The organism is Salipiger bermudensis (assembly GCF_017309175.1).
GTDB classification, from domain to species: Bacteria; Pseudomonadota; Alphaproteobacteria; order Rhodobacterales; family Rhodobacteraceae; genus Salipiger; species Salipiger bermudensis.
This window is the reverse complement of sequence record NZ_JAEKJV010000002.1, coordinates 310,715-334,321: the sequence shown is the minus strand read 5'-3', so window position 1 is coordinate 334,321 and position 23,607 is coordinate 310,715. Positions and strand designations below refer to the sequence as shown.

General features: G+C 68.0%; 24 protein-coding genes. 8 read left to right on the top strand and 16 right to left on the bottom strand.

The annotated features are described in order from the left end of the window. Positions 1-39 precede the first annotated feature (39 nt). The 4 genes from JF542_RS04385 to JF542_RS04370 form a co-directional block, all read right to left on the bottom strand. Positions 40-1,011, bottom strand: coding sequence for a beta-ketoacyl-ACP synthase III (locus tag JF542_RS04385; protein ID WP_207074869.1), 972 nt, complete (start codon positions 1,009-1,011; stop codon positions 40-42). Then, the gene (plsX, locus tag JF542_RS04380; protein WP_007800884.1) at positions 1,008-2,120 is read right to left on the bottom strand and encodes a phosphate acyltransferase PlsX; all 1,113 of its coding nucleotides are present in this window, start codon (positions 2,118-2,120) and stop codon (positions 1,008-1,010) included. The genes JF542_RS04385 and plsX overlap by 4 nt, the downstream gene beginning before the upstream one ends. A 23-nt stretch (positions 2,121-2,143) precedes the next feature. After that, entirely contained in the window at positions 2,144-2,350 is a 207-nt protein-coding gene (gene rpmF / locus JF542_RS04375; protein ID WP_007800883.1) for a 50S ribosomal protein L32, read from the bottom strand. A 174-nt stretch (positions 2,351-2,524) separates the two neighbouring features. Continuing rightward, positions 2,525-3,106, bottom strand: coding sequence for a YceD family protein (locus JF542_RS04370; protein ID WP_207074868.1), 582 nt, complete (start codon positions 3,104-3,106; stop codon positions 2,525-2,527). 94 nt (positions 3,107-3,200) lie between these two features. Here JF542_RS04370 and JF542_RS04365 point away from each other — a divergent pair, with 94 nt between their 5' ends. After that, a complete protein-coding gene (locus tag JF542_RS04365; protein ID WP_040544885.1) occupies positions 3,201-3,653 on the top strand; it encodes an outer membrane protein assembly factor BamE in 453 nt (150 codons plus the stop codon). Between the two features lie 12 nt (positions 3,654-3,665). After that, positions 3,666-4,436, top strand: a complete 771-nt coding sequence (locus tag JF542_RS04360; protein WP_207074867.1) for a GNAT family N-acyltransferase — start codon at positions 3,666-3,668, stop codon at positions 4,434-4,436. Between the two features lie 6 nt (positions 4,437-4,442). On the opposite strand, the gene JF542_RS04355 is transcribed toward JF542_RS04360, so the two are convergent. The 6 genes from JF542_RS04355 to JF542_RS04330 form a co-directional block, all read right to left on the bottom strand. Further along, on the bottom strand, positions 4,443-5,411 hold the full coding sequence (locus tag JF542_RS04355) for a phosphoadenosine phosphosulfate reductase (protein ID WP_207074866.1): 969 nt from the start codon (positions 5,409-5,411) through the stop codon (positions 4,443-4,445). A gap of 162 nt (positions 5,412-5,573) precedes the next feature. After that, the gene (locus JF542_RS04350; RefSeq protein WP_207074865.1) at positions 5,574-6,626 is read right to left on the bottom strand and encodes a glycosyltransferase family 2 protein; all 1,053 of its coding nucleotides are present in this window, start codon (positions 6,624-6,626) and stop codon (positions 5,574-5,576) included. Positions 6,627-6,630: 4 nt separating this feature from the next. Next, positions 6,631-7,326, bottom strand: a complete 696-nt coding sequence (locus JF542_RS04345; protein WP_207074864.1) for an FkbM family methyltransferase — start codon at positions 7,324-7,326, stop codon at positions 6,631-6,633. A gap of 3 nt (positions 7,327-7,329) precedes the next feature. After that, on the bottom strand, positions 7,330-9,693 hold the full coding sequence (locus JF542_RS04340; protein WP_207074863.1) for a glycosyltransferase family 2 protein: 2,364 nt from the start codon (positions 9,691-9,693) through the stop codon (positions 7,330-7,332). Continuing rightward, positions 9,690-10,325, bottom strand: a complete 636-nt coding sequence (locus tag JF542_RS04335) for a sulfotransferase (RefSeq protein WP_207074862.1) — start codon at positions 10,323-10,325, stop codon at positions 9,690-9,692. The genes JF542_RS04340 and JF542_RS04335 overlap by 4 nt, the downstream gene beginning before the upstream one ends. Then, positions 10,322-11,344, bottom strand: coding sequence for a glycosyltransferase family 2 protein (locus tag JF542_RS04330; RefSeq protein ID WP_207074861.1), 1,023 nt, complete (start codon positions 11,342-11,344; stop codon positions 10,322-10,324). The genes JF542_RS04335 and JF542_RS04330 overlap by 4 nt, the downstream gene beginning before the upstream one ends. Positions 11,345-11,583: 239 nt before the next feature. Between JF542_RS04330 and JF542_RS04325 the strand changes: the two genes are divergently transcribed. Then, positions 11,584-12,492 carry an AAA family ATPase gene (locus JF542_RS04325; RefSeq protein WP_207074860.1) on the top strand — a complete coding sequence of 303 codons (909 nt, stop codon included), beginning with the start codon at positions 11,584-11,586 and terminating at the stop codon, positions 12,490-12,492. A gap of 66 nt (positions 12,493-12,558) precedes the next feature. Then, a complete protein-coding gene (locus tag JF542_RS04320; RefSeq protein ID WP_007800862.1) occupies positions 12,559-13,275 on the top strand; it encodes an RlmE family RNA methyltransferase in 717 nt (238 codons plus the stop codon). A 4-nt stretch (positions 13,276-13,279) separates the two neighbouring features. On the opposite strand, the gene JF542_RS04315 is transcribed toward JF542_RS04320, so the two are convergent. After that, complete coding sequence (locus JF542_RS04315; protein WP_207074859.1) at positions 13,280-13,495, bottom strand: hypothetical protein; 216 nt, start codon at positions 13,493-13,495, stop codon at positions 13,280-13,282. A 155-nt stretch (positions 13,496-13,650) separates the two neighbouring features. Between JF542_RS04315 and JF542_RS04310 the strand changes: the two genes are divergently transcribed. The 3 genes from JF542_RS04310 (at position 13,651) to JF542_RS04300 (ending at position 17,297) form a co-directional block, all read left to right on the top strand. Beyond that, positions 13,651-14,124: a lipocalin family protein gene (locus JF542_RS04310; RefSeq protein WP_242533574.1), complete on the top strand. Its 474-nt coding sequence runs from the start codon at positions 13,651-13,653 to the stop codon at positions 14,122-14,124. Positions 14,125-14,275: 151 nt separating this feature from the next. Further along, positions 14,276-15,997 (top strand): CoA-binding protein, encoded by a 1,722-nt coding sequence (locus JF542_RS04305; protein WP_242533573.1) that lies wholly within the window; start codon positions 14,276-14,278, stop codon positions 15,995-15,997. A gap of 28 nt (positions 15,998-16,025) precedes the next feature. After that, positions 16,026-17,297 carry a glycerate kinase type-2 family protein gene (locus tag JF542_RS04300; RefSeq protein ID WP_207074858.1) on the top strand — a complete coding sequence of 424 codons (1,272 nt, stop codon included), beginning with the start codon at positions 16,026-16,028 and terminating at the stop codon, positions 17,295-17,297. Positions 17,298-17,394: 97 nt separating this feature from the next. On the opposite strand, the gene JF542_RS04295 is transcribed toward JF542_RS04300, so the two are convergent. After that, positions 17,395-18,003, bottom strand: a complete 609-nt coding sequence (locus JF542_RS04295; RefSeq protein WP_207074857.1) for a nucleotidyltransferase family protein — start codon at positions 18,001-18,003, stop codon at positions 17,395-17,397. A 227-nt stretch (positions 18,004-18,230) separates the two neighbouring features. On the opposite strand from JF542_RS04295, the gene JF542_RS04290 reads away from it, so the two are divergent. After that, a complete protein-coding gene (locus tag JF542_RS04290) occupies positions 18,231-19,415 on the top strand; it encodes a sensor histidine kinase (RefSeq protein WP_007800857.1) in 1,185 nt (394 codons plus the stop codon). Here JF542_RS04290 and JF542_RS04285 read toward each other — a convergent pair. From JF542_RS04285 to JF542_RS04270, 4 genes are all read right to left on the bottom strand, one after another. Beyond that, positions 19,372-20,706 carry an HlyC/CorC family transporter gene (locus JF542_RS04285; RefSeq protein WP_007800856.1) on the bottom strand — a complete coding sequence of 445 codons (1,335 nt, stop codon included), beginning with the start codon at positions 20,704-20,706 and terminating at the stop codon, positions 19,372-19,374. The two genes, JF542_RS04290 and JF542_RS04285, sit on opposite strands and share 44 nt — an antisense overlap. Before the next feature lie 172 nt (positions 20,707-20,878). After that, positions 20,879-21,805: a site-specific tyrosine recombinase XerD gene (locus JF542_RS04280; protein WP_207074856.1), complete on the bottom strand. Its 927-nt coding sequence runs from the start codon at positions 21,803-21,805 to the stop codon at positions 20,879-20,881. Next, positions 21,802-23,385 (bottom strand): hypothetical protein, encoded by a 1,584-nt coding sequence (locus JF542_RS04275; RefSeq protein ID WP_242533572.1) that lies wholly within the window; start codon positions 23,383-23,385, stop codon positions 21,802-21,804. Before JF542_RS04275 ends, JF542_RS04280 begins: the two co-directional genes overlap by 4 nt. Continuing rightward, positions 23,375-23,524 carry a hypothetical protein gene (locus tag JF542_RS04270; RefSeq protein ID WP_007800851.1) on the bottom strand — a complete coding sequence of 50 codons (150 nt, stop codon included), beginning with the start codon at positions 23,522-23,524 and terminating at the stop codon, positions 23,375-23,377. Before JF542_RS04270 ends, JF542_RS04275 begins: the two co-directional genes overlap by 11 nt. Positions 23,525-23,607: the final 83 nt, after the last annotated feature.

Here is a 23,607-nt window from a genome sequence, read left to right as displayed (position 1 = left end):
AAGCGCGGTGTCAGGCGTGAAAAGAGCGTTAATTCGTATCTACCAGCGTAGGGCGACCGCGCCCCAGGCCAGACCGCCGCCAATCGCCTCGGTGATCACCAGATCGCCCGGTTTGAACTTGCCCTCGGAATTCGCCACCGACAGCGCCAGCGGGATCGAGGCGGCAGAGGTGTTGCCGTGGTCCTGAACGGTCACCACGACCTTTTCCATCGGCAGGCCGAGCTTCTTGGCGGTGCCGGCGATGATGCGGATGTTGGCCTGATGCGGCACCACCCAGTCGATATCGGAGGCGTCGAGCCCGGCCTTGCCGAGCGCGGCTTCGGCGGTGGCGGCGAGCTTGCTCACCGCGTGGCGGAAGACCTCTTTGCCCTCCATCCGCAGATGCCCGATCGAGTTGGTGCTGACGCCGCCATCGACATAGAGCAGGTCGCGGTAGCGGCCGTCGGAATGCAGGTCGACGGCGAGGATGCCGCGATCGTCCGAGCTGCCGGCGGCCTCCTGCGCCTCGAGGATCAGCGCGCCCGCGCCGTCGCCGAAGAGCACGCAGGTGGCGCGGTCTTCCCAGTCGAGGATGCGCGAGAAGGTCTCGGCGCCGATCACCATCACTCGGCGGACGGTGCCCGAGGTGATCAGCGCGTTGGCGTTGGTGAGCGCGTAGACGAAGCCGGCGCAGACCGCCTGCACGTCGAAGGCGAAGCCGGCCTGCATGCCGAGCTTGGCCTGCACCATGGTGGCGGCGGAGGGGAAGGTCAGGTCCGGTGTCGACGTGGCGACGATCAGCGCGTCGATATCGGCGGCGACAAGCCCGGCGTCGGCCAGAGCCGCCTGCGCGGCGCGGCTGGCGAGATCCGAGGTGGTCTCGCCGTCGGCGGCAAAGTGGCGGCGCTCGATCCCCGACCGCGTCCGGATCCATTGATCCGAGGTGTCGAGGGTCTGTTCGAACTCGGCATTGGGGACAATGCGTTCGGGCAGGTAATGCCCGACCCCCGCCACCTGCGCGCGTATGGTCATGGATCCGTTCCGTCTTTTTCCTGCTCGGCGCCAGCCTGGGCGGCGCTCTCCTCGGCGCTGCTCGCCGCCGATGCGATGCGGGCGGCGAGTCGGTCGCCAAAGCCCGATTGCGCCAGATCGTAGGCCAGTTCGACGGCGGCTGCCACACCGGTTGCGTCGGCAGCGCCGTGACTCTTCACAACGGTGCCGTTCAGCCCGAGGAACACGCCGCCATTCTTGCGGCGCGGGTCGATGCGCGCCTGCAGGCGCTTGAGCGAGGTCAGAGCGAGCAGGGCGGCCACACGCGACAGCGGCGAATAGGCAAACGCCTCGCGCAGGAACTGCCCGATCAGCGAGGCGGTGCCTTCACCGGTCTTGAGCGCGATATTGCCGGTGAAGCCGTCGGTGACGATCACGTCGCAGCGATCGCCGGGGATGTCGCCGCCTTCGGCGAAGCCGACGAACTCGAAATTGTTGCCCTCGGCGGCCTCGGAAATCAGCTCATGCGCCTGCTTGAGCTCGGCGCGGCCTTTATGCTCCTCGGTGCCCACGTTGAGCAGCCCGACGCGCGGACGCTCGAGCGACAGCCCGTTGCGGGCGTAGGAGGCGCCCATGAGGGCGTATTTGAGCAGGTCATCCGCATCGGCACGGATGTCCGCGCCAACGTCGAGCATGACGTTGAACCCCTGCGGGTTCTTCGATGGCCAGAGCACGGCAATGGCAGGACGGTTGACGCCGGGCAGCTTGCGCAGGCGCACCATCGACAGCAGCATCAGCGCGCCGGTATTGCCACAGGACACCGCGACCGTCGCCTCTCCATTGCGCACCGAATCGAGCGTGGACCACATCGAGGTGTCCTGCCCGTTGCGCATCACGTGGCTCGGCTTGTCCTCCATCGAGACAACCCCCTGAGCGTCGCGGATCTCGACCCGCTTGCCCAGCTTGCGCTTCTCGACCAGCTGGGTGAGCTGATCGGCGGGACCGTGCAGGATGAAACGCGCCTGCTTGTTCCGCTGCGCAAAGGCGGCGAGGCCGGCAACGATGGTTGCCGGCCCGCGATCTCCGCCCATGGCGTCGATGGATAGGACGATCGGTCCGCGTGCCTGCGATTTATCCTGTTCGGAGGTCATGCGGCACGGGCCTTCAGACGGTTTCAGGCTGCGTCTTCGTCCAGCTCGATCTCGTCGGCCATGGCCACGACCTCGCGCTCACCGTAGTGGCCGCAGGAGGGGCAGACATGGTGCGGGCGCTTGAGTTCGCCGCAGTTGTCGCACTCGTTGGGGTTCGCCGCAGTGAGGGCGTCATGCGCCCGGCGGTTGTTGCGGCGCGATTTGGATACTTTGTTCTGTTGGACAGCCATGTCTCAACCTCGATCTTTCGCGTGTGGGGGCAATTCGTTGCCCGTTCCGTTCGGGCGTGCCCGGCCTCATAGTCGCATAGACCCGGAGATGGCAACCCAGAATTCCGATGAAGGCGCGAAAATAGGAGTTTCCTGCGAAACCGCAAGCGTTATTTCGCGCGCAAAGAGGGGTGCTTAGCGGTTTTCACCGCCCTCGCCATCATCGGCATCGCTCTCCATGCGGGCGCGCAGGCCCGAAAGTGCCGCGAAGGGATTCGGCCGTTCGTCCTCCGGAGCGGGGGCAGCCTGCTCCTCGAGCGCCTCGGCCGCCGCCTCTGCGCCCTCGGCATGGGGGTAGAGCGGCAAGGCCAGCGACAGCGCCTCGGCCATCACCGCGCCGAGGTCGATGACATCGGGCAGGGGGTCGGTCTCGTCGTCGGTCATCTCGACCTCGGCGCCTTCGGGAATCGAGGCGAACTCTTCCTCCGGGCGCCAGAACCGCGAAACCGGCTCGTCGATGCGCGTGGTCACCGGGGCAAGTGTGACCACGCAGGGCTGGGTCACGGTGGCGCCGATGGTGGCCTCGAGGCGCCACGCATCGCGGCCCTCGGGCCGGATCTCGCCGGCGAGGCGCAGTTTCTTCAACCCGAGCAGGCCGAGCTCCTCGGCCAGTGCGCCGCGGCGCGCCTCGTCTGGTCTCAGGTCGAACGGGGTTGGCTGGTTGTTGCGCAGCGCGGCCACGCGCAGCCGTTCGGGGGTGGAACCGGATTGGCTCATATGGCTGCCTTTCCTTTGCTTGAAGGGCTTGGCTCGGTTATGTAATCGGGGATAGAAACCCGCAAGGGCCAAGACAACAGGCAAGGCGCAGCAGATGGCAAAACCCGCAATTCCGGCGATCGTGGCAATGGTGGCCGTTCTCGGGCTGTCCGCGTGCAGCGCGCAGTACCGGACGCATGGCTATGTGCCCTCGGAAGAGGATCTGCAGGAGATCGTGCCGGGAATCGACACCCGCGGCACCGTGGAAGACGTGATCGGCGTGCCTTCGGCTTCGGGCGTGGCCAATGATGGCGGGTTCTACTACATCGAATCCGAGATGCGCCATTTCGCCTGGCAGGCCCCCGAGGAGATCAACCGCGAGGTGCTGGCGGTCAGCTTCGATTCCGACGGCGTGGTCGACAACATCACCCGCTACGGGCTCGAGGATGGCAACGTGGTGCCGCTCACGCGCCGCGTCACCAAGACCACCGATGGCGAGCTGAGCTTCATCCGCAAGCTCTTCGGCAATATCGGCGGCATCTCTCTCGACCAGTTCACCCAGCAGTAACGGGCGGGCGCCGTGGCAACCTTCGGGGAGAGCGACGGCGCGGCGGAGGACAGCGGCGACGTCCTGTTGCAGCGCGGGCGCTACCGGGTGCGGCTGGCCTCGTGCCCAGAGGATCTGGCCCGGGCGCAGGCGCTGCGCGGGCGGGCGTTCCTTGGCCCGGACGGCCCTGCCGATGTCGATGCGTTCGACCCTCTCTGCCGGCACGTGCTGATCGAGGAAGTCGGTGAAGGCACGCTCTTTGCCTGCTTCCGCTATCTCTGGCTCGACGATGGCGCCGCCGTCGGGACAAGCTATTCCGCCCAGTATTACGACCTGTCGCGTCTCGAGGGCTTCGGCGGGCCGATGCTCGAGCTGGGGCGGTTCTGCCTGCGCCCGGGATCCGGCGATCCGGATGTGCTGCGGCTGGCCTGGGGCGCGATCACCGGACTGGTGGATGCGGGCGGCGCGCGCCTGCTTTTCGGCTGCGCGAGCTTTGCTGGCACCGATCCTTCGCCCTTTGCGCCGGCCTTTGCCCATCTCGCCGCACGACATCTGGCGCCGGCGCGCTGGCAGATCCGGCGACGGGCGGAAGAGACGGTGGGGTTTCCGCAGCAGGGTGCCGATGCGCGGCGGGCGATGTCGCTGATGCCGCCGTTGTTGCGCACCTATTTGGGCATGGGCGGTTGGGTCAGCGATCACGCGGTGATCGACCGCGCGATGAACACGCTGCATGTCTTCACCGGCGTCGAGGTGGCCGCGATCCCGCCGGCGCGCGCCAAGGCGCTCCGCGCGATCGCGGGCTGAGGCCGCTCAGGCCTCGGCGGCGACCTGTTCGTCCTGCGCATCCTGTTCCTGCGCACGCATGGCACGCAGCGCGTCGAGACGGCGGCGGAAGCGCGGTGCATCCATCCTTTGGGTGACGTTCTCGCAGAGCCGCTCGGCCAGCGCCATGCGCCCGTCGCCCTCGAGCCGCATCAGCAGCTTGCGCAGGTAGGGCGTGTGGTCGCGCCGGGCGCGCATCATCCGGGCAAAGCTCAGCCGGTCGAGCCGGTCTTCCGCGGCGGCAGTGAGCAGCGGCACCAGCAGCTCGAGATCGAGCAGGTCGCCCTGCAGTGCGCTGCCCATGAAGGGCAGGCGAAAGCGGTCGACATTGGGCCGCGCGAAGAGCGCCGAATGCATCGCATCGAAGCGCTCGCGCGGATCGTAGAGCACGTAGCCGCGCTGCGCCGCGTCAAGCATGTCGGGGGCGTAGCCGAAGCGCGAGGTGAAATCGGTGCGGCGCATTTCGACGAAGCGCTCGTCCCATTCGGTGACGCGCGGGTCGAGCGTGGCCTGCGGTTGCAGCATCACCACCCGGGCGCCGGGCGCGGTGACCGAATAGGCCGCGGCGGCATAGCCACAGGGGCCGGCGCCGTAGAACAGCACGGTTTCGAAATCGTCGAAGAACCCGTCATCAAGCAGCTGGTCGAAGAAGGTGTAGACCGCCTCGTCGCGGAACCAGGTGTCGGCGGTGCAGAGCACCGAGAGCGTCGACCAGTCGCATTCGCGTGCCATCTCCCAGCCAAGCGGCGTTGCGGTCTCGGACAGCGCGTCGATGCCGGGAACGGACTCGAAGCTCACCAGAAGCGTGTCGCCGCGTTCGACAAAGACCGCATGGTGCTGTGCCCCGAGCGGTTCGGTGAAGCCGTCGGTATCGCCGATCTCGGAGATCTGGCGGATCCACTGCTTGCGTTCGAGCCCGCTGAGATCGACCGCGGAGAGGTCTGTCTGATCCTGCATCTGTGCCTGCCATGTATCTGGAAACCGCAGTGTCGCGGGTGTTCTGGTTGGAGGAAACAGTGTTCTGCGTTTTTGGCGGAAATATGCTTAATTCGCGGTAACATTGGCGCCCGACGTTGCCTCAAAAGTAGCAGTTTTCGCGGAGACGGTCGCGTCCGGAGTTCACGCACCGTCCTCGGCCGCCCGGGCGCGCTGCGCGAAATGGTGCAGCACAGAGGCGGTCTGCGGCGCCAGGGGCTGGCTCGGCGGCGTCATCAGGAGCCGCCCGAGCAGCGCCCGGTAGGGCTCCTGCAGCATCAGCGCCTCGAAGCGCGCCTGCCGCCACGCCACCGCCGCCGCGTGCAGGCGGCTCAGCTCGGCATCGCCGGCCAGCGCAGCGCGCCGCTCGGCCACCTTGGGCGCCAGAGCGAGGATCGAGCGGTCCTCGTCGGTGTTGAAGTTGCGCTCGACCCAGTAATCGAGGCCCAGCAGGTGGTCGGAATGCACAGCCCGCCCGCGATCTGCCTTGAGCAGGTAGCTCTCCATCGCACCGAGCGGGTAGTGGTTGAGCTGTGCCAGACCGTAGTTCGAGCGCCCATAGTTGGAGAAGATCCGCCTTGTGCGAAACTGTGCGTCGAGCTCGCGGCCTTCGCCATCGAACCAGCGCGCTGCGTCCGCGCGGTCTGGATCGGGATTGCGCGGACGGTGGACGCCGAGTTTCCGGTAGGTGCCATCATTGCGGTAGAGCGTCTTGAACATCGCCGAGCGCCACGGCCAGACCATCGCCACCGGCGCGGCGCGGGTGAACTGCTCGGGCACCGGGCGGTCGGCGTAGCGCAGCTGGCCTGCATTGCCAAAGAGCCGCCAGGTCAGGGTGATGGCATCCGCGTCGGGCAGGGCGGCGATCAGGTCGGGCAGGCTGCGTTCGCCGACATGAACGTTGACGAACTCGTCCACGTCGAGCGCCAGCAGCCAGTCGGCCTCGCGCACCGCGGCGCTCTTGTCGGCCAGCTTCAGCCCGGAGAACTGGATGCCGCCCTTGTCATAGGGGCCGTCATTGCGGATGTGGGTGACGTGGCCGAGCGCGTCCAGCCGGTCGAGCAGCGCGTCCGTCCCGTCATCGCAATCGTTCGACAGCGCCACCACGTGGGTGACGCCGCAGGCCAGGTGATGCGCCAGCCAGTCGAGCAGGAAGGCGCCCTCGTTGCGGACGCAGAGAACGGCGGTGATCTTCACGCGCTCACCAGCCTTTCCGGAAGGTCACGACCTTGGCCTCCGAGGCCTTCGGGAAATAGGTCAGCCCGGCGCGCTGCATGGCGTCGAACACCGCCTGAACGCCGCTCTGGCCGATCCATTGCGGGTGCAGCTCGATGATGGCGCAGCGCAGACCGGACCAGTCGCCCGCGGGCAGGAGACCCGCCTCGGCGCCCTCGATGTCGCAGACCAGCACGTCGGGCTGAACCTCCTCGAGCACGTCCGAAAGCCGATGCTGGTCGATCCTCACCGTCTCGGTGATGCTCTCGGGGTCGGCCTCGCGATCCATCGATGAGGCGAGGAAATTGCGCCGGACGTGGAACGCCACCGGATCGCCGCCCTCCGCGCTCAGCAGGGCGTTGCGCACCTCGACGTTTTTCACCTCGTTGGCCTCATGCACGCGCGCGATATAGGGGATCAGCGCCGGGTTGGCCTCGTAGCTCACCACGCGCGCCACCTTGCGCTTCACCGAAAGAAGCGTCGACATGTAGCCGATGCCGCCGCCCAGCTCGAGCACCCGGTCGCCCTCGTGCACCACGCGCGAGACCGCGTCGCATTCCTTGCGCTCGTAGGTCTCTTCCCGGATCGCGCCGCGCACCCGGCCCGTGGTGATCTGCGGATGCTTGGGGATCTTAAGCCCGCGCGAGCGCAGGAACGGGTTCTTGGGACCGTCGCCATCCATGTCTCAGCTCTCCAGGTCGAGGGCGAGGGCATAGGCCACCCGCTCGGTTTCGGTCAGGCGCAGGGCGAGGGCCTGCTGGTAGAGCTCTTCGAACTCCGGGGTATTGTGCAGCTCTTCCGCCTTGGTCTTGTGCCAGGCGAGGCCGGCTTCGTGCAGGCGCCTGAGCTCAGGATCGGCGAGCAACCGGTCGATCTCGGCCCGCAGGCGCGGCAGGTTGCGCTTGATCGTCAGGTCGCGCGCGCCGCCCCAGTCCATGCGGATCCAGTAGTTCAGCCCGATCGAGCGGTCCACATGCAGCGCGCGCCCGCGCTGCCGCTTGATCAGGAAGCTCTCGGCGCTGCGCAGGGCGTAATGGTTGAGCTGAACGAGATCGTAGCCGATGGTCTTCTTGGAATTGCGCCAGCCGTTGCGGAGCGCCTCGCGGGTCATGTCGGTGCCGGAGCCGTTGACCCATTTCACCTTGTCTTCGAAGCCCTCGGCGAGCTTGTTGGGCCTATGGCAAGAGATCTTGCCATAGGCGCCGATGTTGCGGAACAGCGTCTTGAAGCCCCAGACCGTGTGCGGCTTGGGGCAGAATTTCGGGGCACAGGTGTCGAACTGGTCGATCACCGGGCGATCCTCGAGCCGCGTTACGCCGTTATGGCCGAAAAGCCGCCAGGTCATGGCGATGTTGCTGGCGTCGGGCACGCGCTCGAAAAGGTCGACGAGGGTGCCGTTGCCGCAGCGGATGTTGACGAACTCGTCGACGTCGATATGCGCGATCCAGTCGGCCTCTTGCAGCACCGGCTCCTTGAGCGAGCGGTCGAGCGCGTGCTGTTGCGGCGACTTGCCTGCCCAGTTGTCGTTGTCGCGATGCTGGAGCACGCCCATCGTCTGCAGCCGGTCGAGGATCTGAGACGTCCCGTCCTCGCAGCCATTGCTGTAGATCAGGAAGTTATCGAAGCCCACGGCGCGATGATAGGCGACCCATTCGACGATATAGGGCGCCTCGTTCTTCATGCAGCCGACGATGATATTGCCGGTGCTGCCCTTGGGGCTTTGGCGCGGTGCCGGGGTGTAGGGTGCGGGCTCGGCCTCTTCCTTGACGCGCCCGAGTCGGTTGTGCGGCCTGAAGGGCGAGCGCTGCAGCTTGGCGACGTTTTGCCGGGCCAAATCGGGCAGGTAGCGCTCGGCCCAGGGCGAGAGCTTGGGCATCGCGGGGGCCGGTGCAGGCGCGGAGGGCGCCTCGGCAATGGCTGCGATCTCGGGGGCCTTTTCGGCCTCCGCCTCCGCGCTGGCCTGCGCGATGCGCCAGCGGAAGGCCATGAGATACTGCGTCGCGCGGAAGCCGAGGGTCGGGTCCGCCTCCTGCCAGGGCGCAGCTGCGCGCGCGGGCGCGAGGCGGGCGGGATCGAGGCCGGGATGCGCTGCGGCGAGCGTGGCGAGGTCGTGCGCAAAGCGTTCGGAGACCGCGTGCAGGCTGCCCGGGTCGATGGGCGCGCCGTGCACCTTGATCTCGCCCAGCATCTTGCGCCAGAGCTGGCGTGGCAGGATGGTCTCGCGCAGCGCCAGGAGCCGCAGCAGAACGTCGTTCATCTGGCGGCAGCGCGCCATCCACGCCGCAGAGGGCAGCGCCGGCGCACGCTCGGGTTCGGCCTTGCCGATGGTCTCGGTGATGCCGAAGGCGGCGCGGATCTCTTCGGTGGCGGCCTCGGAATAGAGCAGAGGCAGATCGAGCGACCGGAAGCGCAGGCGGCCCGCACCGAACACCGCCCCCCATTCCTGTTGCAGGCGCTTGAAATCAAGCCAATGCACCGCACCCTGCACCTCGGAAAAGCGCCCGGCCTGCAGGTCAGGCGCGGGATGGGTGGCGCGTGCCGCGTCCCACCAGCTCTCTTCCGCCAGCAGCCCAAGCTCGAGATCGAGCGGACGGCTCCGCCCCTCGAGCAGCTGTGCTGTATAGCGACCGACAAGCATCCGGGCCGGATCATCGATATGGGCGACGATCTCGATCTCTTCGGAAAGTGGTGAAAGAAGGTCTCTCAGGTATTTGATTTCAATTGAAGATGCGAGATTTGATCCAAGTTGATGCGCCGACAGGATCAGCGTCTCGGGCTGGGTCTGGGCCACCTCATTGGCCAGCTGTTGCGCAACCTCGGCACGCAGCGCCGCCTGCTTCTCGGGGGTGATGAAGCCCCGGTTGAAGCGCAGCGTATCGACCGCGTCCGGCGCGCTCACCGCCATGAAGAGCCGGGTGTGGTTCTTGGCGCCCGGGGTGCGGGCATAGAGCACGCCCTTGGATTTCAGCTGGTCGCGCTTGGCGTGCAGCACCCGTTGCAGCCGGTCGGTCGCGGGGCCGTCGGGGCCAATGTGCACGACGATTTTCATTCCGCGCCCTCCGGGCGCATCGATCTGTTTTCGTTGGCCTTTCCCCACCATGGCAGGTCAATACCCAGATGCGCCGAAAGCAACTCGGACGCGTCCGGATCGTCGATATCATACTCGAGGAAGCGCGGGTCTCCGGCAAAGATCGTGCGCAGGAAGGCGTAGTGCTGCGCCACCCATTGCGCGCGCTGCAGACGGGTCTCGCCATAGCCGCGCGGCAGTCCGGGGATGTTCCCGTTCGGCATGCGGTCGCTGCCAAGGTCTGACCAGCGCAGCATCGAATGCGCGGTGGCGTCGGGGTCGCGGTACGAGGCCACGAAGCGAAGCTCCGAGTAACGCTCGCGCAGACTCTGGATAAGTCCAAAATCTGTTTGAGGCCAGAGGCATAGATCGCGATTTAAAACCGATACCTCAGTGAGTGCATCGAAGACGCCGAGCTTCTCCAGCGGATCGCCCGAGCCGTAATAGCCATCATAGAGCTGCCGCGCGACGAAGCTGCCGGCGATGCTCTTGTCCGGGCAGGACCTACGCCGCAGCTTGAAATCCGCCACCCGGAGACCGGCATGTTCGAGTGCCACGCCCAGCGTGGTTGTCCCGGTCTTCGGCAGGCCGAGATTGATCACCCGCACGCTCATGACACCATCCCGAGCTCGCGCATCAGCTCGAGCTCTCCGGGCGGCAGCGTCGGCAGGGCCCTCAGATGCGTGCACATCTCGGCATAGGCGGGCTGCGCCATCAGATCGTCGCACTTGGCGCGGTGACGGCGCACCGCCTCGTCGTGCAGGGCCCCAAGCGGACCCGCCTTCATCTTGTGCAAGGTCGCTGCGAGCGCCGGCAGGTGGCGCTGGATCGACCGGTCCTCAAAGGCGGGATCGTTGCGCTCGCGCCAGTAGGTGTCGTCGAAGGCGCGGCCCTCGCGGTTGACGTCGCCGCGGTCGTTCTTGACGAGGTAGCTGTCGAGCGAGCGCAGCGCGTAGTGGTTCAGTGTGGCATGGCGGCGGGCGCCGGCGGCGGGAAACTTGCGGATGCGGCGGGTGTTGGCCGCCACAAGGAACTTCTGCGGCACCGGGCGGCCGGAGCCATCGGTCCAGCGTGGTGGCTCGTCGCCTTCGGTCACGCGGTGAAAGGGCCGGTGGGCGCCAAAGTAGTGCAGGGGGAAATCGTTTCGCACCAATGTTTTGACCTCGATCGCGCTCTCGGCGCACCAGAGATCGGGATTGTGCGAGCGGCTGAACTGTTCGATCACCGGACGGTCCTCGAAGCGCTCGACGCCATCATTTGCGAAGAACTGGAAGCTGACCGAGATCGCCTGCGGATCGCCGCAGGCCTCGATCAGCGCCGGGATCGTGTGGTCGCCCGTGTGGATGTTGAGAAACTCGTCCACATCCGCCACCCAGACCCAGTCCGCCTGCCGCACGACCTCGTGCTTCTGGGCGTGCTTCAGTGCCTCCATCTGGTAGTTGCGGCCCTTGGCGGGATTGGGCAGGTGCACCACGCCCCAAGGCGCCAGCGCGTCGAGCAGCGCATCGGTGCCGTCGCTGCAATCGTTGGAATAGATCAGGAAGTCGGTGACCCCGAGAAGGCGGTTGTAGGCCACCCATTCCAGCAGGAACGGGCCCTCGTTCTTCACGCATGTCACGGCGGTTATGCGCATCCCTGCGCCCCCGCTTTTCTGTCACTCATGGGCCTGCCCGGTCCGAAATTGCCCGGAGGTATGCTCCCCCGTGGCCTTACCCTCACCATGAGACAATCGCAGCTTGCCCCGGTCCGGTCAACGCTGGCGGTGCCGCGCGGGCGGCGCTGTGGCCGCACGGTTCCAACGCGCCTGCGACCTTCGGGGGATTGACCGCGCCCTTCGGGGCGGGCACTTCGGAGGGTAGGAGGAGGCCCCGCATGAACAATCCCGCTACCATCGACGACGTCCAGAAACTGCTGTCCGAGGCAGGCTATGTCTGCGGGCGGCCGCTCGCGACGGTCGTCTTCCTGTCGCTGAAGCTCGGGCGGCCTCTGTTTCTCGAGGGCGAGGCCGGCGTCGGCAAGACCGAGATTGCCAAGGCGCTGGCTTTGATGCTGGGGCGGCGGCTGATCCGGCTGCAATGTTATGAAGGGCTCGATGCGGCGAGCGCGGTCTACGAGTGGAACTTCCCGGCGCAGATGATCGCGATCCGGACTGCCGAGGCGCAGGGCAACGCCGACCGCGAGGTGCTTCAGCGCGAGCTCTTCGGCCCCGATTACCTCGTCGAGCGGCCGCTCTTGCAGGCGATGCGGCCTGACGAGCACGGCGCGCCGGTGCTGCTGATCGACGAGCTCGACCGCACCGACGAGCCGTTCGAGGCGTTCCTCCTCGAGGCTCTGTCGGATTTCCAGGTGACGATCCCCGAGCTTGGCACCATCAAGGCGCCCGAGCCGCCGATCGTGATCCTGACCTCGAACCGCACCCGCGAGGTGCATGATGCGCTCAAGCGCCGCTGCCTCTACCACTGGGTCGATTACCCGGACTTCGCCCGCGAGGTCGAGATCCTGCACGCCCGCGAGCCCGGCGTGGCCGAGGCGTTGAGCCGCGAGATCGTGGCCTTCGTGCAGGCACTGCGCACCGAGGACATCTTCAAGAAGCCCGGCGTGGCCGAGACCATCGACTGGGCCAAGTGCCTGCTGGCGCTCGACGTGGTCGATCTCAGCCCCGAGGTGATCTCGGACACGCTGGGCGCGATCCTGAAATACCAGGACGACATCGCGAAGATTCAGGGCTCCGAGGCGGCGCGGCTGCTCAAAGATGCGAAAGCGACGTTGGAACCGGGCTGAGAAACTTGCACAATGGCCGCAAGACGGGCATGTCGCCCCGGCATCTGAAGAAAGACGATACCGGCCATGGCAAAGAAGCCGACAGGAAAGAACACCTCGGGGCGCGGTCAGCGCGACCTGAAGGTCAAGGTGAAGTCGGCGCGCGGGCGCACGACCTCCTCGACGCGCTGGCTGCAGCGCCAGCTCAACGATCCTTACGTGAAGCGCGCCAAGGACGAGGGCTATCGCGGCCGCGCCGCCTTCAAGATCCTCGAGCTCGACGAGAAATACCGCTTTCTCGTTCCGGGGGCCCGCGTGGTCGATCTTGGCTGCGCGCCGGGCGGCTGGTGCCAGGTGGCGGTGCCGCGGGTCAACGCGCTTGGCGAGCGGTCGGGCAAGGCGCAGGGCTTCGTGCTTGGCGTCGATCTGCAGGAGGTGCTGCCGATCCCGGGCGCCGAGATCCACCAGCTCGACTTCATGGAAGAGGGCGCCGACGACAAGGTCAAGGCATGGCTTGGCGGCAAGGCCGACGTGGTGATGTCGGACATGGCGGCGTCGTCCTCGGGGCATAAGCAGACCGATCACCTTCGCATCATCTCGCTTTGCGAGGCGGCGGCGGAGCTGGCCTTTGACGTGCTTGAGGAGGGCGGCACCTTCGTCGCCAAGGTTCTGGCGGGCGGCGCAGAGCAGGGCCTGCAGGCGCTGCTCAAGAAGCGCTTCGACAAGGTGGCAAACGTCAAGCCGCCGGCGAGCCGGTCGGATTCGTCCGAGAAATTCGTCGTGGCGACCGGCTTCCGGGGCTGAAGGCTCAGCTTGGCGGCGGCCGGAACGACCGCTCGGCGCGGTTCAGGAAGGCGCGCGCGACCCCGGGCGTGAGAACGCTCTCCTCGGCAACCCGCTCTGCAAGAGGCGGTTTGCGCCGCGTCACGGCCAGAAGCGAGCGCAGTGGCCAACGGAGCCGCCTTGCCGCAGCGCCAAGCTTGGCCCGGGCGAGACGGTGATCGTTTGACGTCGTGCCGGACATGGGTTGCGAGACCTCCTTGAGCAAGGATGCGACCCGTGCCTTACCCGTTCGCTAATACGGCGCGGCGCGCGAGCGTTTGCGGACGGGGGAAGGCTCTTGTGCCCAGCCGCGCGCTGGCGCAGCCTGCGGCGATGAGCGCGTCTTGGAGAGGTGTCATGCAAAGGACCAAAGCTGCGGCCGGGCGCGTGATCGTGCTGGCCTGTCTCGTGCTCTCGGGCTGTGCGCCGGCGCCAGAGCTGCCTCGGGCCCCGATCCCGCTGCGCAACCCCACGGCCCCCGTGGCAAGCCAGGCCAACGCGACCTTGGAACGGCTGCAAGGGCGCTGGATCGTGGTGCAGGGCGCGGGTCTGACACCCGGCGCGGAGCTTGCGTTTGCCGGCGACCGCGTGACGATCGACGGCGCAGCGCTGCCGGTCCGCGATCTCTCTGCCGGGCGGTTCAGCCTGGCGGGCGAGGAGCTCTGGGTGCACTGGCTCGATGCCGATGACCGCACCGCCGCCATCGGCGAGCCGGGCGGCGCGCGGGTCTGGATCATGGACCGGACCGGAGCACCGCGCGAGCGTCTCGAAGCGGCGCGCGGGATCCTCGACTGGTATGGCTATGATCTTGGACGACTTTCCGGCAGTTAGGCGCGACTTTACAATCTTACGCTGAAATATGACGCATCTCGGTTGTGATTTGGCGTCGAGCTGCGGAAAACGGTCGCAACCTCCTGCATCTTCACGCAAAATTAACTAAATGACGTGGTGAAACGCGTCCGGGAGGAGTTTCGAAAGGTCGATGGCGAGAGATTTCTCACGATTTCTGAGACCGAGATCGGTGGCGCTGGTCGGGCCGGAGGCATGGTGCGGCGATGTCATCGGGAAGCTGCGCGAGATGGGCTATGTCTGGGACATCTGGCCGGTGGTTCCGGGCGCCCACCTCGTGGCGGGCATTCGGGCCTTCGCCACGATCGAGCGGCTGCCCGCCGGGCCGGATCTCGCGTTCATCGGACAGGACGGAGCGCAGGCGGTCGAGACCGTGGCCGCGCTGGCGCGGCGCGGCGCCGGTGGCGCGATCTGCCAGGGCGAGGCGATCCCGGCCGATCTCGGGCGAGCCGCGGGCGACATGCCGCTGCTGGGGCCCGGGTGTCGCGGCGTGATCAACGCGCTCGAACGTGCCCCGGTCTGGGATGGCGTGCACGGTCTCAAGCACGTCAAGCGCGGCGTGGCGATCATCGCCCGCAGCGCCAGCCTTGCGCAGAGCCTTTCAATGCATCGCCGTGGCCTGCCCATCGCCGTGCTCGCGGTGGCCGAGCCGGGCCGGGCGCAGACCGGGCTGGCGCTGCTGGGCGAGTCGCTGCTGCGCGACGAACGGATTTCCGCGCTCGGCATCCAGGCCGAGGATCTGGGCGATCCCGAGGCGCTGATCGAGATGGCGCAGACCGCCGAGCGGCTGGGAAAATCCGTGGTCATCCTGCGGGCCGGGCAGGAACCGGGCGCGCGGGCCCTGTTCGAGCGGGCCGGCATGGCGCAGGTGCGCAGCCCTGAAGCCCTGCTCGAGACGCTGAAGATCCTGCACGTCACCGGGGCATTGCCGGCCAACACATTCGCGGGGCTGTGCTGCACCGGCGGCACGAGCGCGCTGCTGCGCGATCTGGCGCAGTCCGAGGGGCTGCAGTTTCCAGCCTTCTCGGAGGTGCAGCGCCAGGCTTTGGAGCGCGACCTCGGCCCCGGCGTTGCGCTCGAGAACCCGCTGGATTGCAGCAGCGCGGTGCAGCGCTCGGTGCCGCGATTGACCCGGATCTTCTCCGAGGCGATGACCGGCAGGGCGGTGTTGACCTTGCTGGTGCTGGATTGCGCCCGTGAGGATCACGGCTCCGATGCCGCGTGGGACCGGGTGGCCGAGGCGGCCGCCGCGGCGCGCGGGCGGGTCGGGATGCCGCTGGCGCTGCTGGCGACTCTGCCGGAGGGCCTGCCCGAGGATCGCGCCGAAGCTCTGCTCGAAAACCGCCTGATCCCGCTTTGTGGGCTGCCTGCGGCGCTCGAGGCGCTCGCCGCCTGCGTGGCACTCGGCGGTCCGCTGCGCCGCCCGGCACCGCTCTTCATGCCGGCGCCGGATGCCGGCATCGGCGCGAGCATGTCGGATCAGGCCGAGGCGCGCAGTCTGCTGGCGGCACAGGGGCTTCACCTGACCCCGGCCGAGACGACGCCGGCGGAGGGGCCGGAGCTGCAGCTGCATCTCTGCGCCGAGCCTTCCTATGGCTATGTCCTGCGCATCCGCCAGGGGGCCGCCGAGGTTGCGGGCCTGCTGCCGCTGCGCCCGGGAGAGGCGCAGCGCCTGCTCGAGGAGCTGGGCTGCGCGGCGGCAGAGATCGAGGCGGTTGTCCCGGCGCTGCTCTCGGTGCAGGATTACGTCATTGCGCAGAAGGGGATGGTGGCCGAGTTCGAGCTCGTGTTCCGTCCCGGCACGCGCGGACCGGCGCTGGCCAGCGGGCTGAAAATCCGCGCCGCGAGCGCCTGAAGATCGACAGGCGAGGGGCACAGAGTTGATGCAGGACGAACGGGCGTTTCTAACCGGGCTATTCGAGGCCGCGGTCGCCGCCGCCGATCCGGAGCGCGCGCTGCGCGCGGCTCTGCCGGAGAAGCCCAAGGGGCGCACCGTCGTCATCGGCCTCGGCAAGGGGGCGGCGCAACTCGCCGCCGCTTTCGAGCGGCTCTGGGTTGACCCGGTCGAGGGCGTCGTGGTGACGCGCTACGGTTATGCCGCGCCCTGCCAGCATCTGCGTGTCATGGAAGCGGCCCACCCTGTGCCCGATGCGGCCGGGCTCGAGGCCAGCGCGGCGCTATTCGAGGCGGTCTCGGGGCTGGGACCCGACGATCTTGTGGTGGCGCTGGTCTGCGGCGGCGGCTCGGCCCTGCTGCCGGCGCCGCCCGACGGGCTGACGCTCGAAGACGAGCAGGCGCTGAACCGCGCGCTTCTGGGCTCGGGCGCGCCGATCGGGGTGATGAACGCGATCCGAAAACATGCCAGCCGGATCAAGGGCGGGCGGCTCGCCGCCGCCTGCGCGCCGGCTAGGGTGGTGAGCCTGATCGTCTCGGACGTGCCGGGTGACGATCCCGCACAGGTGGCCTCGGGGCCGACGGTGCCGGACCGCGTCGATGCGAACGCGGCCCTGGGGATGATCGAGGCGTGGAACATCGCGCTGCCCGACACCATCCTGGCACACATCCGCAGCGCCGCCTCCGCCGCCCCGATGCCTGACGATCCCTGTTTCAGCGGCAACGAGGTGCACGTGGTGGCCTCGGCGCGGCTGTCGCTGGAAGCGGCGGCGCGCAAGGCCGAAGAGGCCGGGCTCTCAGCGGCAATCCTGTCGGATTCGGTCGAGGGCGAGGCCCGCGACGTGGGCTATGTGCACGCCGCCATCGCCCGAGAGGTCGCGACGCACGGCCGTCCCTTCGCGCCGCCGGTGGTGCTGCTCTCGGGCGGCGAAACCACGGTGACGCTGCGCGGCGATGGCGGGCGTGGTGGCCGCAACACCGAGTTCCTGCTGGCCTTTGCCCACGCCATTGACGGGCAGGACGGCATTCATGCGCTTGCCGCCGATACCGACGGCATCGATGGCACCGAGGACAACGCCGGGGCGTTCGCCGACGGCACCACCGCGGCCTCGCTGCGCGACAGTGGCGAGGACGCGATGACGCTACTCTCGCGCAACGACGCATGGGGCGCGTTCGAGCGCGCGGGCGGGCTTTTCGTGCCGGGGCCGACGGGAACCAATGTCAACGATTTCCGGGCAATTCTGGTGACGGCCGCAGGCTGAGAAGGCCGACCGCGCCAGTCGCGCGGCTATCACAGTTTGCAGGCTCAAGCCGTGCGCGAAGAACGACCCGGCCGCAGGTCTGTCTTGTCCGAAGTGCCTATTCAGCCGCCTGTTGCGCCGCTTCCCACTCCTGCCAGGCCTCGGGCGTATCGAGATCGATCAGCGCATGGGCTCCGGGAAGGGGAAAGTCGCGAACCCGGTGGATATTTGCCGTCAGCACCGCCTTGGCACCGAAATCTCCGCTCAGCGCCTGAAGCGCCGGGAAGCAGTCGGACGGGAACAGCACCGGGTGGCCCGGCGTGCCGTCCTCGGCGGTGGCGCGCTGGATCGTGGGGTGCGGAACCGCGCGGAAGGCCGCGATCAGCTGCGACATGTCGGCGGCAGTGATTTCGGGCATGTCGGCGGGCAGGATCATCACCCCCTCGAGCCCGCGGGGCAGCAGGCTGACCGCGCGGCGCAACGAGGAGGACATGCCAAGCTTGGCATCCGGCACCTCGACGATCTGCACGGGCAGGCCACGCAGTGCCTCGGCGCGCGGGTGGTCATGCGCCGGTAAGGCCACCGCGACATGATCCCCGGCTTCGAGCGCCGCGAGCGCCTGACGGCGCAGCAACGGCACGCCCCTGACCTGCATCAGAAGCTTGTCGGACCCGCGCATCCGGCGGCTGGCACCGGCAGCGGGAATCAAGATCGCGATTCCTCCCATGCGGGCCTTATACCGGATGTTGCATGTTAGCGGTGCGTTTTTTGGTGAAGATTTCATTACGCGGGGGCAATGGGACGTTAATCAAAAAAAACCCCGGCCAGGAGCAGGGGGCACCACCGGTCGTATACCGCGCGAAATCCCGCCTCGCGCGTCGGAAAGCGCGGTTGACCCTCCGCGCCATTGCAATAAGGTGCCTCGCCGGAGTCACTTGAGGGAACAAGCCCAAGATGGTGTTAGCGCCCAAACACGAAGATGAGGACGAGCGCCTCGCCGAGCTGGAAAGCTACGGCGTGCTCGACAGCGCGCGCGACCCCGCTTTCGACGAGGTGGTCGATCTTCTGGCGACCATGCTCGACATGCCCGTGGCGCTGATCAGCCTCGTGGACGAGGACCGGCAGTGGTTCCGCGCACGCCATGGCTTCGAGCCCTCCGAGACGCCGCTCGAGCAGTCGATCTGCGCCCATGCCATCCTCGGCGACGATATCCTCGAGATCGAGGACACGCTGGATGACGCGCGCACCGCCGACAACCCGCTCTGCTGCGGCGTGCTGGCCGAGATGCGTTACTATGCCGGGGCACCGCTCATCACCCGCAGCGGCCATAGCATCGGCTCGCTCTGCGTGCTCGACACCAAGCCGCGCAAGCTCACGCCGGCGCAACGTCAGCTGCTGATGGTGATGTCGCGCCAGGTGATCCGCCAGCTCGATCTTCAGCGCGCACTGAAGAACAAGGAGATGCTGCGCGAGGAAATCGATCATCGGGTCAAGAACTCGCTGCAGACCGTCGCCTCGACCGTGCGGCTCTACCGCTCGCGCATCACCAATGCCGAGGCGCAGGACGCGCTTGACGCCATCGGGCGGCGCGTCGATGCCATCGCGCAGCTTCATGCCGAGCTCAACCTGACCTCAAAGATGCATCACGTCCGGCTCGACAGCTATCTCGAGCGGGTGGCGCAGCTCTTGCAGCGCAACGCTCTGACCGGCACGCGGGTCGAGATCGAGGGCGCGACCCGCATCGAGGTCGATTCCCGGGTCGCCGCGGCGCTTGGCGTGATCGCCAACGAATTCGCCGCCAACGCCGCGAAATACGCCGAGCCCGAGAGCGGGGACGAGGTCGTGATCCGTTTCCGCCTCGAGCGTACCGGCCCCAACCGCATGCAACTGATCTGCAGCGACAATGGCCGGATGCGCAGCGCAGAGCCGGTGGTCGACTCGCTGTCGTCGACCTCGCTCGGGGCACGTCTGATGGAGGCTGCGGCCACCCAGATCGGCGGCACGCTGAGCGAGGGCCGCGTCGAGGGCGGGTTCGAGCTTTGCGCCGACCTGCCCATCGACATGCACCGGAGCGAGAGCGACCGGGTCGGCCGGGTCAGCCAGACACCGGCTCGAGGGGCCGCACGCGCAGCCGAGTGACGCGGTTGTGCTCGCGCTCCATCACCTCGAAGCGGAAGCCGTGGAAGGTGAAGCGCTGGCCGACGGTGGGGATCATCTGCGCCTCGTGAATGACGAGGCCCGCGATGGTGTTGGCCTCGTCGTCGGGCAGTGACCAGTCGGTGGCGCGGTTGAGATCGCGGATCGTCATCGCGCCGTCGAGCCAGAACCAGCCATCGTCGCCCGCCTTCACCTGGTGCTCGGCATCGGGGTCGTGCTCGTCGGTGATCTCGCCGACGATCTCCTCGAGGATGTCCTCGAGCGTCAGCAGCCCCTCGAGCGAGCCGTACTCGTCGACCACTAGCGCGAAGTGGGTGTGCTTGCGCAGGAAGTTGCGCATCTGGTCGGCAAGCGTCGTGGTGTCGGGCACGAAATAGGGCTTCATCATCACCTCGGTGATGTTGAACTCCTCCAGGGCCTCGGCGGCGCGGTCGCCGGCATTGGCGATGGTCTCGTACATGGCGCGCATCAGGTCCTTGGCGTGGGCCACGCCGATGATGTTCTCGGGATCGTCGCGATAGACCGGCAGACGGGTGTAGTTGCTCTCGAGGCACTGCTTGAGGATCTCGCGAGGGCTGCTCGAGGCGTCGATCATCTCGATATTCGAGCGGTGCAGCATGATTTCCTCGACGGTGCGCTCGGCAAGATCGAGCGCGCCGAGGATACGGTCACGGTCTTCCTTTTCCACCACGCCCTCGGAATGACCGAGCTGCAGAGCGCCGGCGATTTCCTCGCGCACGGCAAGGATTTGGCTGTCGGGATCGGTCTGCACGCCGACGGCGCGCAGCAGCAGCCGCACGATGGCACGGATGGCGCTCACGATGGGCGAGAACACCAGGATGATCAGCGAGATCGGCCGCGCGACGCTCGAGGCCGCGCTCTCGGGATTGGTGATGGCGTAGGTCTTGGGCAGCACCTCGGCGAAGATCAGCACAAGCAGCGTCATCACCAGCGTCGCCATCGCCACGCCGCTGTCGCCGAAGAGACCGGTGAACAGCGTGGTGGCCAACGAGGTGGCGAGGATGTTGACGAGGTTGTTGCCCAGCAGCACCGAGCCGATCAGGCGCTCGTTGTCCTCGGTGATCTTGAGCGCGGTGTCGGCGCCCTTGGAGCCGCGATCCTGCGCCGCGCGCAGCTTGCCGCGCGAGGCCGCGGTCAGCGCCGTCTCGGAGCCCGAGAAGAAGGCCGACATCAGGATCAGCAGGGCGATGGCCCCGGCGGTGATCCAGAGGGTGAGATCGGTGCCGGAGGCGGCGGCGGTGGTGGCGTCCATTGGGGGGCGTCTCTTGCTGGGTCTGTCCGGTGGTCCGGGACGTTATGGGGTGCGCACGGGTGCGGTTCAAGGCCGGCGCCGGCGCGGTGACACTAGGGCCGGGGGCGGGCGCGCGTTTTTCAGGCCGCCTGAGCTTTCCTTGCACGGGGTCGGCGGTAAGTGACCCGGCGGGTCACTCGCGGGCGAGCGGGTGATGATCGAGCACCAGCTCGCGCAGCCGCTCCTCGAGCACGTGGGTGTAGATCTCGGTGGTGGCCACGTCGGCATGGCCGAGGAAGGTCTGGATGGCGCGCAGGTCGGCGCCGTTCTGCAGCAGGTGGGTGGCGAAGGCGTGGCGCAGGGTGTGCGGGGTGACCTTCGCGGGCGACACGCCGGCGCGCACCGCCATGTCCTTGATCTGCAGATAGAAGGCGTGGCGGGTCAGGTGCCCGGCCTTGCCGCGCGAAGGGAACAGATGCGGCGAGCCCGGCTTGCCCTTGGCGCGCCCGGCCTCGTCCTGGGCATCGCGGCAGGCGAGCCACGCCGCCAGAGCTTCGCGCGCGGGGGGCGAGAGCGGCACCATGCGCTCCTTGCCGCCCTTGCCACGGATCAGCAGCATGCGCGGATCGCCGCGCGCCGCCGAAGCAGGCAGGGTGACGAGCTCGGTCACCCGCATGCCGGTGGCGTAGAGCAGCTGCATCAGGCAGGTGTTGCGCCGCCGGTCATCCTCGGTGCGGCCGTGCTCGGTGGCCGCCTGAAGCAGCCGGTCGACCTCTTCGATCGACAGCGTCTTGGGCAGGCGCTTGCTCTTGCCGGGGCCCGAGATCTGTACCGCCGGGTTGTCCTCGCGCAGGCCTTCCTCGAAGGCGAAGCGGTAGAGCTGCTTGATCGAGGACAGCCGCCGCGCCCGGGTCGAGACGGCGAGCCCCTGCGCCTCGCACTCGATTAGGTAGGCTTCCACATCGGCGCGCTGCGCGGTGTCGAGCCCGTGCCCGCGTGCCGCCAGCCAGCCGGTGAAATCGTTGAGATCGCGCGCATAGGCGGCGGTGGTGTTGTCGGCGGCACCGCGTTCCGCGGCCTGTGCCTCGAGAAAGGCGCCGGTCCAGTTGGCAGCGCTCATCGCAGCGCGCCCTCGTCCTCGAGGATCAAGAGCTCGATGGCGGCCCGGCGTGCGGTGTCCTCGAGCCCCACGGCGCGCAGGGTGGCCAGTGCCTCGGTCAGATCCTGGTGATTGCCGGCGGCGCCGGTCTCGAACAGTGCCATGCTGCGCAGCACCACCTCGCCGAGCTTGCCATGCTGCAGCCGCCGCGCCAGCTCGGCCGGCGGGGTTGGATCGTCCCAGGCGCGCGCCACGGCGGCCTCGAAGGCGGCCTCGGGCAGCGGATCGGGAGCCTGACCGGATGCGATGGTCGCGGCAAGGCCGAGCCGGCCGCCTGTCTCGTCCAGCGCGCGTGCGGCGGTCTCGTAGCCCGGCGACAACAGCGCGGCGCGGCGCGCCAGCCGACCTGCGCGCCCCTCGAGCGTATGCTCGCTCAGCCGCTCGCCGAAAAGCTCGGAGAACGGCACCAGCAGGCCCGCGCTGCGCATCTGGCCCCAGGCCGAGACCAGCGCCGGCCCGATCAGGTCCTCGCGGCCCTCGTTCAGCGCCGCATCGAGCGCCTGCACCGCGGCAACGCGGTCCCAGACGCCGCCCGACGCGGCGGGCCTGCGCTCGGAGTAGAGCCCCAGCAGACGGTTGGCCGACAGCGCGCCATGCGCGGCCAGCCGTTCGGCGGCCAGAAGCTGCGCCCGCCAGCCGCTGGTGCCGCTGAGATCGGCGGCAGCGAAGGCGCGGGGCAGGGGTTGCGTGGGCAGGGTCTCGCCCACTGCCTCGAACAGGCGGAATTGCAGCGGCGTCGGCTGCGCCGGCGGCGGCACCGGGTTGCCCTCGTCAACCAGCTCGGGCTCGACGAAGCGGAGCAGCAGCTCGGCATCGCGGTCGTTGATCTGGTCGAGCGCGTCGGCGGTGCCTAGCACCGTCACCGCATGATCCCAGCGCCCGTTGCGGGCATCGCAGAACACCCGCGTGGCCAGATCGTCGGACAGCTGAGGCTGGCGCTGCAGCACCCGGCAGGCTGCGTCGGGACTGTCGGCCAGCAGCGCGAGGTCGAACCAGCGCGCGAAGAGATCGGCGCTGGTGGCGCCGCCGGCGCGCTCGATCAGCGCGAGGCCGGGATCGACGGCGCCTTCCTCGATCAGCCGGTCGAGCCGGGCCGCCAGCAGCGGTGCGCCCTCGCCGGAGCCGATGGGCGCATCGGCCTCGGCCAGCAGCAGGGTGAAAAGAAGGGCCGAGAGCGCCGGTACCGCCGGGTCGACCTCCTCGATGAGCTCGGCGAGGGTGTCGACCTCGCTGCTTCGCCAGAGGTTGCGCGGCAGGCCGGTGACGGACATCGGCAACAGCCCCACCGCCTCGGCGGTGGGTTCGCCAAGCGGCGCGCTCTCGACCTCGGGGCGCTGCACCGAGCTGGCCACCGGCGGTTCGTCGAGCGGCACGCCGAAGGGCTGCGGATTGCGCAGCGGCGAGGGGCGCAGCACCGCCGGCGCGTTGCTGTCGCCGCCATCGAGCCAGTCGATGGCCGACATCGGCCGCTGCGCGTCCTGCGCGACAGCCGCCGAGGCCACGCCCAGCCCGAGCGCAAGTGTCAGGATCCTAGTTCGCATCAAGCTCCACGGGCTCGCGAATCTCGGTTTGCGGCGGTGAGAAATCGGCGCCGAAGAACGGCCCGATATAGGCATATCCCACCAGCGCGATCCCGCCGAGGATCAGTAGGATGAAAAGCCATTTGATGATACGTCCCATGCGATCGGTCGTCCTGCCTCGTGTCTTTTTCCGAACTTATACCTAGCCTTTTCGGCAAACTCACGTCATTCACGGCCTCGAAA